The organism is Edaphobacter sp. FHG110511_03, assembly GCF_059115365.1.
In genome coordinates, this window is record NZ_JBZYWL010000004.1 from 695,642 (window position 1) to 711,896 (window position 16,255).

The following is a 16,255-nucleotide window of genomic DNA, read 5'->3' on the forward strand; positions in this document are numbered from 1 at the left end:
CAGACGAGGCTATCGAGTTGCCTGTCTGAGGAAGAAGCTATTTCTCAAATGGAGAGATCCTATTCGATCCTTGCCGATCTGACGATGTTCAACGGGATCCGTATTTTGCGACGATTTGAATGACCAATCGCTGCGTCTCTTCAAGATGCTTTCGCATCGCGAGGCTTGCAGCATTTGGTTTGCGTGAAGCGATCGCTCGATAGACGGATTCGTGTCGTTTCAAAACGGCCGCCGCCACGTTCGGAATCTGAACCTTATATTGCAGCCACTGGCGGGTAATATTCCGGAGGAGTTGAACGGCGTTCCGCAGCACCTCGTTGTGTGCTGCCTCAGCCACGGCCAGATGGAAAGCCATATCGGCCTCAAGAATCGATGTCCCAGCTGCAATGGCGTCGCGCATCTGCCGGATTGTCTCTCCAATCCGTGCGACCTCCTCAGGGGATGCACGTTCAGCGGCCAATCCTGCGAGCTTTTCCTCTACAAGGGCACGAGCCTCCATGATCTCGACGAGTTCTTCGTGATCCGTACCTGTAAAGGCCCAGAGAAGAGGACGGGAGAGAAATTCAGATCGGGGACAAACGAACGTTCCGTCGCCTACACGGCTGTCGAGCATGCCTACGAGTTCCATTGCCTTCAGAGCCTCGCGGAGCGATGTGCGAGCAATGCCAAACTGCTGGCAGAGTTCACGCTCGGGAGGGAGGCGGTCTCCAGCCTTCCAGGTTCCCTTGACCACATATTCGATCAGTTGCTCGAAGGCGGCCTCGGTAAGCGTCGTACGCGGTAAAGCCCTCACCGGCTTGAGGGGACGAGGCATCGTGTAATTCCATCTCCTATGCTCTTGAGAGATCAGGTTCTCAGAGAGGCGAACGCTAAAGATCTAAACCTAGATTATTTCCAAAACAGTGTCCGAACACACTGAGGGTACCATGTCGTCCAAATCCCGCTGAGTGGAGCAAAAGGGACGTTCCCACGAAAGGCCCAACGGAATCGCGAACGAAGTTCACCCGGCAAAGAGGCGTTCAAAGTTTTTCTTGGAGAAATCCTTGACAGGAGGATTGTTCGGTCCGTATCGTCTTGCTGTTTCCGTAAAGGTCAGTCCAATGTACCTTTGCGGTTTATTGAACAGCAATCACTCTGCCGCATCCCCCTTTCTGGCAGCAGGAGGAGATTCGCAATGGCGTTCGGGCTAACGAAGCAGCATCTGGTTCTTGGGTTCTTCATCCTCTGTTCGGGCGCACTTCTTGCGCAGACTTCCACGGGTACGATTACTGGCCAGGTGCAGGATAGTTCAGGCGCCGCGCTGCCGAACGCTGACGTAAGGCTAACGCTCATCGCAAACGGCACTATGCGCGAAACGAAGACGAACGATTCGGGTGCTTTCAACGCTCCGGTCATTCCGCCGGGCGAATATTCGATCACCGTTACCGCGACGGGCTTTGCAGACAAGACCTTGACCGACATTACCCTGCGGGTCGACCAAACCCTCAACCTCACGATCAATATGCAACCGGGCACGGTGGGTCAGTCCATCGAAGTCGAAGCTTCAGCACCTTTGGTCGATTCGGCCACTTCTTCGCTGGGGCAGGTGGTTGAGGAGAAGCAGATTCTCAATATGCCTTTGAATGGACGTAATCCCTTCGAGTTGGGACTTCTCGTGGGCAACACGACGAAGCTCTTCGGTGTGCAGTCTAACCTTCCATTCGTAGCGGGCGGCGGTCGCTTCACTGCGGTTGATGTGTCGCTGGATGGAGTGGATAACAATACAGTCACGAATCAGGGAGCCATCGGACGCACAGGCATCGCAATTGTTCCGTCGGTCGATGCTGTTCAAGAATTCAAGGTTGAGACCAATAATTTCCCGGCTGAATTTGGCCATGCAGCTGGTTCTGTCGTCAACACGACACTCAAGAACGGCTCCAATCAATTCCATGGCGTCTTCTTCGAGTTTTTGCGCAACAATGTCTTCGACGCAAATAACTACTTTACGAATCTTGCTGGTCTTCCACGTCCGCCGTTTCACCAGAACCAGTTTGGCGCTACCTTGGGCGGGCCCATTCTGAAAAAGAAGCTCTTTTTCTTCGTCGACTATCAAGGCACGCGGCAAAGCACCAGATCTGGCAACTCTATTTCTAGTCTTCCTCCAGCGGCGTTCCGCACCGGCGATTTTTCCAGCAGTCCTATCAAGATCTATGACCCCACAACCCGGCATATCGGGCCAAACGGCACAGTTGTTGCCAGTCCGTTTCCGGGTAATCGAATCCCCGCTGCGATGTTGAACCAGACGGCGCTTGCAATCGTGAACATGATCCCGGTGCCGAACTTTGGTAGTCCGGGCGATCTTTCGCGCAATTACTTTTATCAAGCACCGCAGTTTTCCAATACCGATCAGGGAGACGTTCGCATCGACTACACCGTCTCCTCCAAAAACACTCTTTATGGCAGCTTCTCGAAGAGCAACAATACCAAACCTGCTGTCGGATCCTTTACAGGTTTTCTCGGTGGAGGTTCACCAGCAGTGGACAATTCGATGCAGCTGGCGCTGACCGACGTGCACCTCTTCACGCAAACGATGATCAACGAGTTCCGCTTTGGTTTGATCCGACATAATGGAAGCCTATCCGGCACGGGTCAGGCAGGTGTCCCATTTGCGCAGCAAAACAACTTTGCTCTTTTTCCGGGGCCTGTGCCGGGTTTCGGAACTATCAACTTCAACTACTCTGGCGTACAGGCTGGTACCCAGGAGTTCACCACCGTCGGCGGTGGCGATTTGAACAACAACATCGAGACCCGCGGCCAAATTGGCGATAGCATCTCCTGGGCACGCGGCAAGCATGCTGTTAAGTTTGGCATTGACCTTCGCAATGCTCGACTCAATACTCTGCGCGGCTCGCCTGTCTTCGCGGCGGAGTACTATGGTGCGGTGTTTAGTTCGAGTTCTGATTCTGCCGGTTCGGGCCTTCCCTTTGCGGACTTTCTCCTGGGATATCCATCGAGCATTCTCGGAGCTCCCATGTTGCAGTGGGGGCGGCAGCGCGACTCCTACTTCGGTGGTTTCATCCAGGACGATTGGAAGATCACTCCGAAGCTGATGCTTAACGTCGGCATTCGTTACGAGCTGTATACGCAGCCAATCGATGCTCGCAATTTAGGGAGTCTCTTCGACATTCGCACCGGTAAATATGCGATTCCGTGTCAGGGCGGCTATAGCTGCGCGATGGTGGATGGGGACCACAACAATTGGGGCCCTCGCGTCGGTCTCTCCTATCAGATCACACCTAAATTTGTGGCACGTGGAGGCTATGGGATTTTCTATGGTCTCAAAGATCAGAATCAACAGACCACACAGTTCTCCGATAATCCCCCAAACATCCCGCTCGTTTCGCTGCCAAACGTCTCGGCAGCCCAGACGGTGACTCCTCCCTTTACGATGAACACCCCGATTCAGGCGCTGCCGGTCAGTACCGATCTCAGTGGATTTTCTGCTGCAAAACCACTTGGCTCTTCCTTCCGAACACAGGCATTCAACCATGCTGGAAATCCTATGCTGCAGCAATATAACCTGGATCTGCAGTACCAGCTCACGAATAAGACCGTCCTGGAAGTCTCCTATAGTGGCGCGAAAGGTAGTGACCTTGCATCTCTCTTTCAAGACCAGAATCAGATCCCTTTCTCGCAGGCGCTGGCCGGTCTGAACAAGCAGGCGAATCGCCCATTCCCTTATATCAATGGACAGATCTTGACGATCTTCGCGACCGCAACCTCGAACTACAACGCCGGCAATGTCAAACTCGAGATGCGTCCTTCGCACGGTCTCAGCGTACTGGCCAATTACTCGCTGCAGAAAAATCTTGAAACTGGGGGTAGCGGGCCGAATGCTTTCACGCAGAACGGTGGAACCTCCATCGCGATCGGCACCTATGAACCTCGACGAGAGAATGGGCTGGCGCCGATCAATGTCATGCACAACTTCACAGTGAGTGCGAGCTATGAGCTCCCCTTTGGCCAGAAGCGGGCGTTTCTGAACAACAGTGGAGTTCTCGACAAGTTTGTGGGTGGGTGGATTATCAACGGTATCGGAACTCTACGCACAGGCTTTCCGACGGACATCCGTACGAATGTTCTCCCACCGGTCTTCAACACCTACAACGTAGCCAGTTGCGTGCCTGGCGTTTCGAAGAAGTTACCGAACCCGGGTGTCAATGGATATTTCAATCCCGCTGCCTTCACGGTTCCGGTGACTACAGTAGGAGCGCAGGGGCAGAGCGTTCAGACCTTTGGCGATTGTGGCCATTTCCCAACAACAGGACCTGGCTATAGGAATCTCGACTCCTCGATATTCAAAGACTTTCACTACTCCGATCGATCCTATGCGGAGTTTCGTGCGGAGTTCTTCGACACGACCAACACGCCGTCCTTCACACTGCCAGCCGCCAATGATGTGAGCCTGACCTGTCAGGGAGCTCCCGGTGCTGCTTGCAATGCAAGCAATCCGAATTTCGGAAAGCTCTCCAATGGCTCGGCTACAGGCAGACAGATACAGTTCTCACTGAAGATTTACTACTGAGAACTATGAAGTGACAGCAGCGAATGTTAAGACTTTGATCATATAAAAGATGACGGTGCTTACACAGCGCCATCCCACCTCACCGGAGCGACAATGATAGATGACCGTAACGAAATAACTAGAAGAGACTTCCTGCTCTCTACCGCGATGATTACCGCGTCCTCCGCAGCCGGATACGCGCAACCCATTTTGGGGTCGATGGTTGGGCAGGAGGGCGGCTCGGCTGTAACGATGCCAGCTGTTCAAGTCGACATGGGATCGGTGTTCCCCGCGGGCGGCGTTTATTTTCGCAAGTCGAATCCACCTATGGAAGATTGGGCGCGCGATCACAAGACGGCATCACAGCTCGGCATGAATACATTTCGTCACTGGTTCATGTGGTCGGCACTCGAGGTAGCTCCCGGCAAGTGGGATTGGGCCGACTATGACAAGATGATGGACCTTGCCGCGCAAAACAATATTAAGGTCATTATCGCGACACTCGACACCGCAGCACCGGAGTGGGCGTTCCGCAAATTTCCGAATGCCCGATATAAGGCGAGTGATGATTCGGTCGCGCATAGTAGCGTATCGGCCAGCAGCGGCGTGGGCGGATTTCCGGGACTATGCCTCGATAATCCCGAGGTAAAAGCCTTGGCGGAGAACTTCCACACCAAGTTGATCGAACATTATCGCGGCCATCCCGCATTGCTAGGATATGACCTGTGGAATGAGACTACCTATGACGGTGGTCGGCCCGGTAAGACAAACTGCTTCTGCGAAGCGAGTAAGAAGAAGCTGCACGAGTGGCTCAAAACGAAGTATGGATCCCTGGACACAGTCTGCAAGACTTGGCATCGCCCCAGCTTTGCGGAGTGGGAAGACATTGAGCCGCCCCACGATTTTTCAGGCTATCCGGAGAGCCTGGATTGGCTCCAACATCGCATTGATAAAGCCTACGATCTGTTTGACTGGCGGATTGAGCTTTATCGTCGACTCGACCCAAAACATCTGGTGACATGCCATGGTGTTGCGGGAACACTCGAGAGCTATCCATCTGCCGTACATAACGAGTGGATGGCAGCTAAACGAGTCGATGTTTACGGCCTGACTTGGGTGCAGTCCCGTCACGGCACGGAGCCATGGCGTCAGTGGCAATCCTTTGACCTGACGCGGGCGGGCGCGCGTGGAAAACCATTCTGGCACGCAGAGGCGCAGGGCGGACCCTTGTGGATGCAGCCCCAGCTCATTGGAAAGCCACGTGAAGACGGTCGCGTTACAGAACCGGAAGATGTGCGCATCTGGAATATGATCTCCTTCGCGGGTGGGGCTCGAGGGTTACTGTACTGTCGCTATCGTCCGCTGTTGGACGGTCCTCTCTTTGGAGCGTTTGGAGCCATAGGAATGGACGGCTCCGTGACGCCTCGCGCCGAGATGGTTGGGAAGACGGTACGTTGGGCTAACGCACATCCCGAGATCTGGAAATCGCAACCTGTGCGCGGAGATGTTGGCTTGCTGTTCGTTCCTGAAGCGGAGATTTTCAACTACGTCCAGCAGCTTTCGACCGAATTCTACTCAGAGTCTTTGCGCGGTGCCTATCAGGCATTTTTTGACCAGAACATCCAGCCGGACTTTGTTGCGCTCGAGAATATCGATGAGTACAAACTGATCTACCTCGCTTATCCGGTGATGATGCGGCCAGAGACAGTGGCCAAGCTCAAGGAGTATGTCAGTAAGGGGGGCACGTTAATCTGTGAGGGTCTCCCTGCTTACTTCGGTGAACATGGTCATGTGGGCCAGGTGCAGCCGAACTATGGCTTGGACGAGCTCTTTGGTGGTCGTGAGACCTATGTCGAGTTTTTAGCCGACATCCATAACGATCTGAAGATGGAGGTTAACGGCAATAACATCTATGGCCGCTATTTCTTCCAGCAATACGAAATCAAGGGCGGCAAGGCTGTAGGCCACTACCCAAACGGCACGATTGCAGCGATTGAGAACCAAACGGGGAAAGGTCGCACTTTGCTGATGGGGTCATTCCCCGGTGGGGGCTATTATCTGCACCATGGTAAAGAGACCCAGGCGTTGTTCGCTGGCTTCCTCAAGATGGCTGGCATTACTCCAAGAGTGAGTGTCAACGACAATGAGGTGCAAGCTCGTGTGCATCAGGGGGCAGGGGGAAGTTACCTGTGGGTGACAAACCCTACCAGGACTGCGCGTCAGATCGCAGTCACACTCTCTCCGGACCTCGGCAAGTTTTCCGCGGGTGAAGATAAATGGGGGAAGCTCAATATCAAGGTGTCGGGACAGCAGGCAATGGTCAATGTGCCTGCGAGGGATGCTGCTGTCATTGCACTGCGATAATGCTCGCTGACAATAGCCGTTGGACATGACTGAAGGATGGGGAAGAGAAGAGATGAGAAGCAGTCGTCGTACTTTTTTGGCATGCACTGCAGCTGCAACAGCGACTACGCTGCTCAGGCCCGGCATGAGCATGTGGGCGCAACCCGTCGCAAGCGCATCGAAAGACGGATGGTACAACAGACCTATGCGATGGGCCCAGATCGGATTTGCTGAAGACGATCCGGGTAATTACGATCCTCAATTCTGGCTGGACTACTTCAAGCGCTTGCATATCGATGCGGTCACGTTGAATGCCGGCGGAGCCGTTGCGTTCTATCCCACACAGATTCCCTTGCACTATCGCAGTAAATGGCTTGGCGATATGGACACCTTTGGCAATCTGCAGAAGAGTTGCCGTGCTCTAGGTATGATCGTCGTTGCGCGAACGGATGCTCACGCATGCCATCAAGACGTCCACGATGCCCACCCGGACTGGATCATGGTGGATGCAAATGGAAATAAAGTTCGTCACCCGTCCGACAAGGACTTTTGGCTGACCTGTGCGCTAGGTCCATACAACTTCGAGTTCATGACCTCGGTTCACGAGGAGATCATGACGAAGTACATGCCCGACGGTATCTTCACGAATCGCTGGGCAGGATCAGGCATGTGCTACTGCGAGCACTGCCAGAAGAACTTCCAGGCCTTTAGCGGCTTGGCACTTCCTCGCACGCACAATCCGCAGGACCCTTCGCGACGCCAATACATTCTTTGGCGTCAACAGAGGCTCTTTGAACTTTGGCGACTGTGGAACGGCAAAATCCAGAGCATCAATCCCAACGCAAGCTATATCGCCAATGCAGGCGGCGGTGCCCTGAGCGAACTTGATATGAAGACGGTTGGCAAGCTGGCTCCGACGCTTTTCGCGGATCGCCAGGGGCGGTCGGGTCTGATGCCACCATGGGCTAATGGCAAAAATGGGAAAGAGTATCGTGCCACACTGGGCCGTAAAGCTATCGTAGGCATCTTCAGCATGGGATTGGAAGATAAATATCGTTGGAAGGATTCCGTACAGAGTGACGATGAGATACGTCTGTGGGTTGCGGATGGCATTGCGCACGACCTCCGGCCGTGGTTTACAAAGTTCGACTGTAAGGTGATCGATGCGCGTTGGATGCCTGTTGTAGAAGAGATGTACATATGGCATGCAACGCATGAGGCTTATCTGCGCAACGAACGACCGCTTGCCAGAGTGGGCATGGTGTATTCGCAACAGACTGCCAACTACTATGGAGGCGATGAAGCACACGCAAAAGTCGAGGATCCAAGCCTGGGGTTTTATGAAGCCCTCGTAGAAGCTCGGATCCCTTTTGAGATGGTCCATGACCGCCTGCTGGATCCCGAGCATATCCGTCAGTTCCGGACCCTGATCCTCCCGAATATCGCGGCACTCTCGACTGCACAGTGCAAGCAGCTTGAAGAGTTTGTGCAGAGTGGCGGCAGTCTGGTCGCTACCTATGAGACCTCGCTGTATAACGAGTGGGGTGTACGTCAGCCAAATTTTGGCCTTGCCTCGCTCTTCGGTGTCAACTATGCCGGCAAAGTTGAAGGCCCGATGCAGAACTCTTATTTGAGCCTGAATAAAGACTCGTCTGGACAATACCATCCCCTGTTGAAAGATTTTGAGAATGCCGTACGTATCATCAATGCAGCGAACCAAGTAACGGTGACGCCAGCGGGCGAAGGGATATATCCGTTGCAGGTGGTTCCTACGTATCCGGATCTTCCCATGGAGGAGGTCTTCCCTCGCAAAGACGCTCCGGTGGGGCAGCCCGGAGCTATTGTTCGCCAAGTAGGCAAGGGACGCGTCGTCTATCTGCCCGGCGACATCGATCGAACGTTCTGGGAGACGCTCAACTTCGATCAGGCCAGACTTCTTCGAAACGCTGTTCTTTGGGCAACGGATGAGCCCGCACCTTTGACCGTTGAGGGCAGGGGAGTGCTCGATGTCTCCGTGTGGACACAAAAGAACTCCATGACTGCCCATCTGGTGAATCTGACCAATCCTATGATGATGAAAGGCCCGATCCGCGAGATCATCCCAATTACCGAGCAAAAGGTTAAAATTCAAGTTTCAGAAGGTCGCAAGGTTAAACAGGTGCAATTACTGGTTGCAGGGACGAAGCCGAGCTATACGAATAAGGACGGATATATCCAGTTAGAAGTTCCGTCGATTGCGTTGCACGAGGTGGTTGCGATCGATCTCGCTTGATCACAATTATGTTATTCAAAGAATAATGACTTATAGAAGAGCTGGCGATTCGAGCTTATGGAGAACTCCATCCCGGCAAACAGGAATACAAACTAAGTGTTTACAGGAGCAAAGCAAATGGCGAAACTTGGATTTCTTGGCCTTGGCATCATGGGCAAACCGATGGCAACCCGGCTTTTGGGTGCGGGCCACGAGGTGGCGCTCTGGTCGCATAGCAAGGGCAAAGCAGAGGCACTTGGAGGTAAAGCGTGTGCGACGCCGCGCGAGGTTGCTGAGCAGAGCGACTGTGTATTCCTTTGCGTCGGTGACACTGCGATGTCACACGAGGTGATCTTTGGCAAAGACGGCCTTAGGGCAGGTGCAAAGAAAGGTCTCGTCATCGCGGACTGTAGCACGATCTCGCCAAAAGAGAGTCGCAGAATGGCAGAGGAACTGGCGACAGCAGGCATTGATTTCCTCGATGCTCCGTGCACGGGCTCGAAGGGCGGTGCGGAGAATGGCACGCTTACCTTTATGGTGGGCGGCAAAAAAGACGTTTTCGATCGCGTACGTCCATTATTTGAGTCGATGGGCAAGCAGTTCTACTACTGTGGCGATTCTGGTCAGGGACTTCATGCCAAGCTCTCTCAGAACATGATTCTCGGTAACTTGCTGCAGGCATTCAACGAGAGCTTTGTCTTGAGCACCAAGGCTGGCGTACCTCCGGAGCTTATGTTGGAGATTATTGAGAATAGTGCCGCGAAATCCGGCCTTATCTCTTTGAAGGCGCCTCTGGTTTTCAAGAGAGACTTCGATCCAAAATTCTCAGTCAAGTGGCTGGAGAAGGATATGCAACTCATGCTGGATTCTGCGGCGGAGTTGAACGTTCCTGTTCCTTTGACGTCGCTTTCCCGACAGATGTATCGTGCCGCGATTGCTAAAGGATACGGAGAAGATGATATTTGCGGCTCTATTCGCTTTATGGAAGATCTCGCTGGATGTGAGGTGCTGGGGAGCTCCAAATAAATAAGGCAGCTTAAACATCCATCCATGCCTGTTTGGGCTCTTTGCTTCATGCCAGGTTTGGCGTGATAATCGGCGGTGCGCCTAATTTTGAAAGCAAGCGCAAATTCAAATCTACAGAAGGATCGAATGACTAAAGTTCGTTTTGCATTCGGAACAAGCGGAATCTCTATAACCGTTCCGGATGGGTATACATACGAGCTCATTGAGAGCAGGACCGCGTCTGCAATCGTTGACCCGCTTGAAGCGATCAACCACGCTTTAGATCATCCTGTCGCTGGTCCGTCGTTTCAGGAGCTCGCGCGGAATCGAAAATCTGCGGCGATTTCGGTCTGCGATATTACCCGTCCCGTGCCAAATCGAACTACTCTTCCATTGATTCTGGACAGGTTGCATAAAGTGGGTATAAGTGCCGACAAGATCTCCATTCTTATTGCTACCGGACTTCACAGAGGTGCAACGCCTGATGAGATTCAGACCATCGTTGGTCCAGAGATAGCAGCTCAATACAAGGTGTTAAACCACGATGCCCGTCGAGCGGATCAGCAGCGCTTTTTGGGCGATACGAAAAAGGGCACACCGGTCTACATCGACGATCGGTATATGGAGGCGGAACTTCATCTAAGTCTCGGATTCATAGAGCCTCATTTGATGGCGGGTTTTTCAGGTGGCCGTAAGCTGGTCGTTCCTGGCGTGGCGGGCGAACGGACAATTAAGACTATTCATTCGCCTAAGTTCATGCGAGAGCCAAAAGCGACAGAGGGGTCGATTGAGGACAATCCCTTGCATGCCGAACTCCTTGAAATTGCCGGAATGGCTAGGCATGATTTCATTTTGGATGTGACACTCACCGAAGATCGTCAAATCTCCGGCGTATTTGCTGGAGAGCCGGTCGCCGCTCATGCTGCTGGTGTGGACTTTCTGCAAAAAACCTCCCTGATGAGGCTGACAGGATTGGCCGACGCTGTCATAACAAGCGCTGCGGGATATCCGCTTGACTTGACCTTCTATCAAACCATTAAGGGTGTAACTGCGGCACAACACATCGTCAAGCCCTGGGGAAGGATTTTAACCGTCGGTCAGTGCCCTGAGGGGATTGGCTCCCCGGAGTTCAGCGAAAAGCTAAGAAATTTAACTGGCTTCGAAGAGTACCTAGATGAGATCAAGCAAGGAGAGGTTGTCGTAGATCAGTGGCAACTCGAAAAGTTGGCTCTGATTGGGAGAGATCACCCACTATTCTTCTATACACCGGGAGCTAAGAGCGAGCAACTTGGCGTCCTCGCACAGAATAGTTATTTGGATTTAGAGAAAGCAGTCGCAGCAGCACTGGAAGGTCTACCGAGAAACTCCAGGGTTGCTCTCGTACCCGAAGGTCCTTATACTTTTGCGCGATTCCTGGAAGGTCAAACAATTGCATCCTGACCAAGTTCGCACTACCTTTGAGGCCGGCGAGTCGCTTTCGTGAGCCGGCAAATGTTTGGCGCTTCGTACCTTGAACCTGTGAGCAGCCTTTGCAAACTATCACAGCTAGTCATCGGGATGATTCGGGAACTGAGCGGCGACAGCAATGACGCACAAAGCTTTTCATGCACTGCTTGAGGCTAAACCAACCCGATATGCAAGCCTGGAAGAACATTCTCAACCTCAGCGATAGCGGCAATGGATTGAGGTCCAGAATGTGTGTGCTCAGCCCGGCTCTTGGCCGCGCAGGTGGATTCGTAGAAACCCATAGAAACCTCACTGAAACCCAACAATATCGCGCGAGAGCGGCATCGCACGTATAAGCGGCTTCGCGTCCTTTTTGTCCATGTGCATCGCGATTTTTTTGTCCATGTTTTCGTCCAGAACTGTCAGATCCACTGACAAACGCCCTTCAAGATTCATGCGGTCGAATACAAACGGGAGAGACGTGTCGTCCAGGCTCGATGGCCGATCCATCACCTGAAAATGAAGATGCGGCGCGCTGGAGTTGCCTGTGTTCCCCAGCAGGCCGAGTTTCTGTCCCTGTCGCACATAGTCGCCGACGTGCAGTTGAATGCTGCCTGGCGCGAGATGCGCATACATGGCGTAGTGCCCCGAGCTCATGTTGATGATCACGCGATTGCCGGCGATCTGGGCGATGGTCAAACCTTCAGGATTCTTCCCGGGCGCCACGTTCGGGAGATCGCGCACCACTTCAACCACGGTGCCCGGAGCGACCGCCAAAATTTCAGCACCGTAACACATCCAGTCTTCCGGCTTTCTGCCGTCGGTCCGGTATGCGAGGCCCCGAGCGTCAACCTGCACCCAGTCGATGGCGAAGGTCTCGCTGGGATCGAGCGTTCCATTCATGGAGTTCGTAACGAATCGATGCGGGCCAATCTCCAGGCAACACCCGTTGCCATTCACCCAGCCGCCGCCCTTAAGGGGAGGGCTGATCACTATCGCCTCGCGGCCGACCGGAATGGAATGGCCGACGATCGTGTGCTCCGTCCCGAATGGAGTTGGAGGAGTCGTTACCGTGATCCGGTGCGCAATCGCCTTTGGTACCTGACTGATGTCGTCGTAGGTGACATCGAAGAACATCACCCCTGACTGCCCACTCGGAATCTGGGTAGTGTAGCTCTCTTTGTTCATGGTTCCCGGCAAAGTGAAGAGCTTTACCTGACCGGTCACGTCTTCGTTCTTGATGTCGAGCACGCGGTTTTTACCACTTACCTGATTACCGTGTGCAGGATCCACGAGCTCGACGGACTTGATGGTTGCGGTCAGGCTCCATGAGTTGGTGATCTGCAGCGCGTAGGCAAGATGGATCAGTCCGTCGGAGCCCTCTACTGGATGAATGCCGCTGCCGACTACACGCCACGTGAGTGGCCCGATCTCGAGCGGATAGCGCAGGCCGTCGCTGTTTGTCAGTGGCGCGTACCAGTCGTGTTGAGAAGAGCCCTGTGCGGCGAGGAAGGGCAAGCGTTCGACGAGTGAAAAGGTTGCGATCGCAACCCAACAGCACAGGCGTTTAAACATAGCAGGCATCCTTGGTGACTTGGACATGAACTACAACAACCGACAAAGCGAATGGTTCAAATTGACACTTAAGATTCTTCGGCCGAGTCATCAACCATCCATTGTCGCCTACCGACGATGCGAATGCTTCAGGGGCCAATTCTAGCCCACATTCTCGCATGTCATTTGTTTATCAGTGCACATTGCTCGTCGTCTGCCCCATTTGGGGGACATCCATCGATAGGTGATGATGTCCGTACATCGCGTCCTATGTTAGATTTTTTGTCATGAAATCAATCGACGCGGTGTATGCGGTACAAAGTCCTGCTGAGGAATACCTGCGCTACGAGTTTCGAGAGGTAACGGCTTCAGAGCGGAAGATGGACGAAACGCAGCGGGAAACAGTCCCGTCTGTGGTGACATCCGTGAAGCAGTTTCTGGCAGAAACTGCGTGGTTCTACACTCCGACCGACGCTGTGCAATACGGCGATGCACTCTACGGTGGCATGAATAGCGCCGGAGCAAAGATGGTTGGCTTGGGACCGGTGGATACCTATCCCTTCTCACAGCTTTATAGCGTGACCGGCGCTCAGGGCTTCTATCAATTCAACGTCCGTCAAACCTGGAAGGAGTTGGAAGGCGAAAGGATCGGTGTGGATTGGAAAAATCCACTTGTATTCGCAGCCTGGAAAGATGCGGTGACAACCGGCGGAGACATCGATTCGGACATGCTGGAGCCAAGGAGCGTAGCGCTCCCTGAAAAATCTTGGCTTAGCCCAGACTCACGAATGGTGATCTCTCCGCCTCCGACCCGCGAGCAAGCCAACTCGGACTTTTTTGATTTCTGCCACATCGTATCGCTTGCCCCGGAGTGGTACGAAGACGGGTTGGTCCGTCTAAATCCTCTCCCGGAAGGGGGTTTTATTCGGCCCGTCTCATTTGATGGAATGACCAGTCCGCTATGGGTGCAACGACCGCCAGATGAGCATGCAGCGACAGGGGGTAATGCTCTGGAAACCCTGAACACTACGACGATCGACCTGTCGAGTTGTCTGCCTGTCCAAGCTTACATCCTGACCGATCCGATGACAGCCGCGTTGCATGCTTCACCTTCTGTAAACATCTATTCGGTAGATCTGGCCAAAGTTGCTAGCGGAGGCACGCCTGAGAATCAATGGCTGGGAAATGAGGAGATATCTATTGTTCAACAAGTGCGTGAGGCGCGTACGCAAGCTGATGAGGCATTCCAGAGCCAAGCGAATGCGAGAACATTGGATACGACGCAGACATCATTGACGCGCCTTGGAGGTGAGGAAGTGACGCTACCTCAAAATGTGGTACCCCGGAAACGGATTTACGGCTCGATCGCCGAATTGAAAACGCAGATGGAAGTATGGGCAAAAGGCGGATTGGTCGAGCATCGCGGCCAGCGGTTCTCGGCTGAGCGATTTCTGGAGGAAGCGAGACAATCCCCAAAGACGGAAGAGCAAATCGTAAAAGCAGCAGCAGAGTTGCTTGCCGAATCCGATGATCCACGCGTCCTTGTAATGGTGGCGCAACTGGGAGACAACACGAGCGACCGATCGTTCTACGAGGCAATCCTGGACAGGCTCGAAACGAACATACCAGATGCCCGCGGGATCCGATCCGGCACGCTACGCGAGGATCTGCTGAAGCGGCTCGCAGACCGTGTTCCGGCCACAGATCCAAGCCTTTCCCTTCGCGCGCGTGCTCTTTTGAAGCGAGAGGGGCGACAGGACATCCTGCTTGAGTTGCTCAATTATTTTGATCCTGGTAAGGAAATTGTGGATGTGCTTGCCGAAGTATGTAAAAGTCCCGCAGACCCATGGCTGATTGCTAATGCCATTGCACATATCGCCGCTAGACAGCCGGCGCGCTTGATCGAGGCTGCCGGATATGTCTCTCGGCAGAGCGAAAAAATCCGCACGTTGGCCTATACCGAAATACGTCGAGCGGCACCTGACCTGATCGAACATCAGCGAGAGAATCTTGAGAAATCTCTTGACCTTCCCATTACCAATTAGGTCAGGGCACAAGAGATTTCCTGCTGCAGCGGAGCAACACCAGCAAGCTCGAAGATCAAGGAGTGGATTTCTCAAACTTTCTGTGAGAGCCCCCTGGCCGGAGTGTACTGATGATCACATGGCCGCCACGCTTCACGGAGGTTGAAATATGAGTCATCCAGCAAGTGGATGTTGGCAATTCTCGTCCCGCTGAATCACGGTCAAACTGACGTCGTCGCAAAGTGGCCTACCGCTTGCGAAGTCCTGTAACGTGGCAAGGAGCATCATGACCGTGCCCTGAGCCGATGACGAATCGGCGTGTTTTAACGCCGCTACGATCCGATCTAATCCGAACTCTTCTTCTGAGGTATTGCGGCATTCAAGTACACCATCTGAGTATGCGACAAGCGTGTCGCCGGGTTCGAGAATTAGTTCGCCCAACTCAAATTTCGCGCGTTCGATAGCACCCAATAAAGGGCCGCCCTTCTCAAGCAGATCAGTTCGGCCATCCGCGCGAAGCACTATCGGCGGGAAATGGCCAGCATTGCAATAGGTTAGTCCCCCAAGGTGGCAGTCAATCCGCGCTAGAAAGGCCGTGGCGAATGGAGCAACCGGTCGCAGATAGCAGAGGTGGCGGTTGATTTCCGACGCGATGCTTGCGGGGTCGGAATAGGGATCGCCGTAGCATTGCAAAAGTCCTGCCAGATTGGTAAACCACATCCCAGCCGCGACACCTTTACCGGCAATGTCTCCATGCGCCATAAGAACCTGGGATCCACTTTTCAAAAATGTGGTGAAATCCCCTGAGATAAAGCGCGCCGCGAATACCTCGCTCGCGAACTGTAAACTGCCGTGGCGAAATTCACGCGGGCCGCTTAATTTGCGCTGGATCTGTGCGGCCTCGAACAGTTCTGAATGGAGATCAAGTCGTTCTCGCTGAAGGGACGCAACCTCGTCGCCCAGTGGAACCCTCGATGAGGGTGGCGGCATCAGTGCCACGATCGAGGATTGGGGTATTCTGTGATTTTGTGCCGCGCCGTGAGTCCGGAACTTGCCTTCACTTCTTGGTAGTACGCTGCTGTTGCTCAT

Annotated in this window: 9 protein-coding genes; 6 read left to right on the top strand and 3 right to left on the bottom strand. The window is 53.6% G+C overall.

Annotated features, from left to right (window positions below; translation table 11 throughout):
• Positions 1-88 precede the first annotated feature (88 nt).
• Positions 89-814, bottom strand: coding sequence for a FadR/GntR family transcriptional regulator (locus AC5S26_RS19610; RefSeq protein WP_494186614.1), 726 nt, complete (start codon positions 812-814; stop codon positions 89-91).
• A 360-nt stretch (positions 815-1,174) separates the two neighbouring features.
• Here AC5S26_RS19610 and AC5S26_RS19615 point away from each other — a divergent pair, with 360 nt between their 5' ends.
• The 5 genes from AC5S26_RS19615 to AC5S26_RS19635 all read left to right on the top strand — a co-directional run bounded on the left by AC5S26_RS19615 (position 1,175) and on the right by AC5S26_RS19635 (position 11,582).
• Entirely contained in the window at positions 1,175-4,564 is a 3,390-nt protein-coding gene (locus AC5S26_RS19615) for a TonB-dependent receptor (protein WP_494186615.1), read from the top strand.
• A gap of 93 nt (positions 4,565-4,657) precedes the next feature.
• The gene (locus tag AC5S26_RS19620) at positions 4,658-6,907 is read left to right on the top strand and encodes a beta-galactosidase (protein WP_494186616.1); all 2,250 of its coding nucleotides are present in this window, start codon (positions 4,658-4,660) and stop codon (positions 6,905-6,907) included.
• A gap of 52 nt (positions 6,908-6,959) precedes the next feature.
• A complete protein-coding gene (locus AC5S26_RS19625) occupies positions 6,960-9,158 on the top strand; it encodes an alpha-amylase family protein (RefSeq protein WP_494186617.1) in 2,199 nt (732 codons plus the stop codon).
• 117 nt (positions 9,159-9,275) lie between these two features.
• Entirely contained in the window at positions 9,276-10,163 is an 888-nt protein-coding gene (locus AC5S26_RS19630; protein ID WP_494186618.1) for an NAD(P)-dependent oxidoreductase, read from the top strand.
• A gap of 126 nt (positions 10,164-10,289) precedes the next feature.
• Complete coding sequence (locus tag AC5S26_RS19635; RefSeq protein ID WP_494186619.1) at positions 10,290-11,582, top strand: nickel-dependent lactate racemase family protein; 1,293 nt, start codon at positions 10,290-10,292, stop codon at positions 11,580-11,582.
• A gap of 315 nt (positions 11,583-11,897) precedes the next feature.
• Here AC5S26_RS19635 and AC5S26_RS19640 read toward each other — a convergent pair whose 3' ends face one another.
• Positions 11,898-13,163, bottom strand: coding sequence for a M23 family metallopeptidase (locus AC5S26_RS19640; RefSeq protein ID WP_494186620.1), 1,266 nt, complete (start codon positions 13,161-13,163; stop codon positions 11,898-11,900).
• A gap of 404 nt (positions 13,164-13,567) precedes the next feature.
• On the opposite strand from AC5S26_RS19640, the gene AC5S26_RS19645 reads away from it, so the two are divergent.
• Positions 13,568-15,187, top strand: a complete 1,620-nt coding sequence (locus tag AC5S26_RS19645; protein WP_494186621.1) for a hypothetical protein — start codon at positions 13,568-13,570, stop codon at positions 15,185-15,187.
• A gap of 153 nt (positions 15,188-15,340) precedes the next feature.
• Here AC5S26_RS19645 and AC5S26_RS19650 read toward each other — a convergent pair whose 3' ends face one another.
• Positions 15,341-16,255 (bottom strand): PP2C family protein-serine/threonine phosphatase, encoded by a 915-nt coding sequence (locus AC5S26_RS19650; RefSeq protein WP_494186622.1) that lies wholly within the window; start codon positions 16,253-16,255, stop codon positions 15,341-15,343.

Excerpts from the sequence above, each read along its gene's own strand:
- AC5S26_RS19620 (WP_494186616.1), top strand. The coding sequence starts at position 4,658 with ATGATAGATGACCGTAACGAAATAACTAGAAGAGACTTCCTGCTCTCT.
- AC5S26_RS19625 (WP_494186617.1), top strand. The coding sequence starts at position 6,960 with ATGAGAAGCAGTCGTCGTACTTTTTTGGCATGCACTGCAGCTGCAACA.
- AC5S26_RS19635 (WP_494186619.1), top strand. The coding sequence starts at position 10,290 with ATGACTAAAGTTCGTTTTGCATTCGGAACAAGCGGAATCTCTATAACC.
- AC5S26_RS19615 (WP_494186615.1), top strand. The coding sequence starts at position 1,175 with ATGGCGTTCGGGCTAACGAAGCAGCATCTGGTTCTTGGGTTCTTCATC.
- AC5S26_RS19610 (WP_494186614.1), bottom strand. The coding sequence starts at position 814 with ATGCCTCGTCCCCTCAAGCCGGTGAGGGCTTTACCGCGTACGACGCTT.
- AC5S26_RS19650 (WP_494186622.1), bottom strand. The coding sequence starts at position 16,255 with ATGAGCAACAGCAGCGTACTACCAAGAAGTGAAGGCAAGTTCCGGACT.
- AC5S26_RS19640 (WP_494186620.1), bottom strand. The coding sequence starts at position 13,163 with ATGTTTAAACGCCTGTGCTGTTGGGTTGCGATCGCAACCTTTTCACTC.
- AC5S26_RS19630 (WP_494186618.1), top strand. The coding sequence starts at position 9,276 with ATGGCGAAACTTGGATTTCTTGGCCTTGGCATCATGGGCAAACCGATG.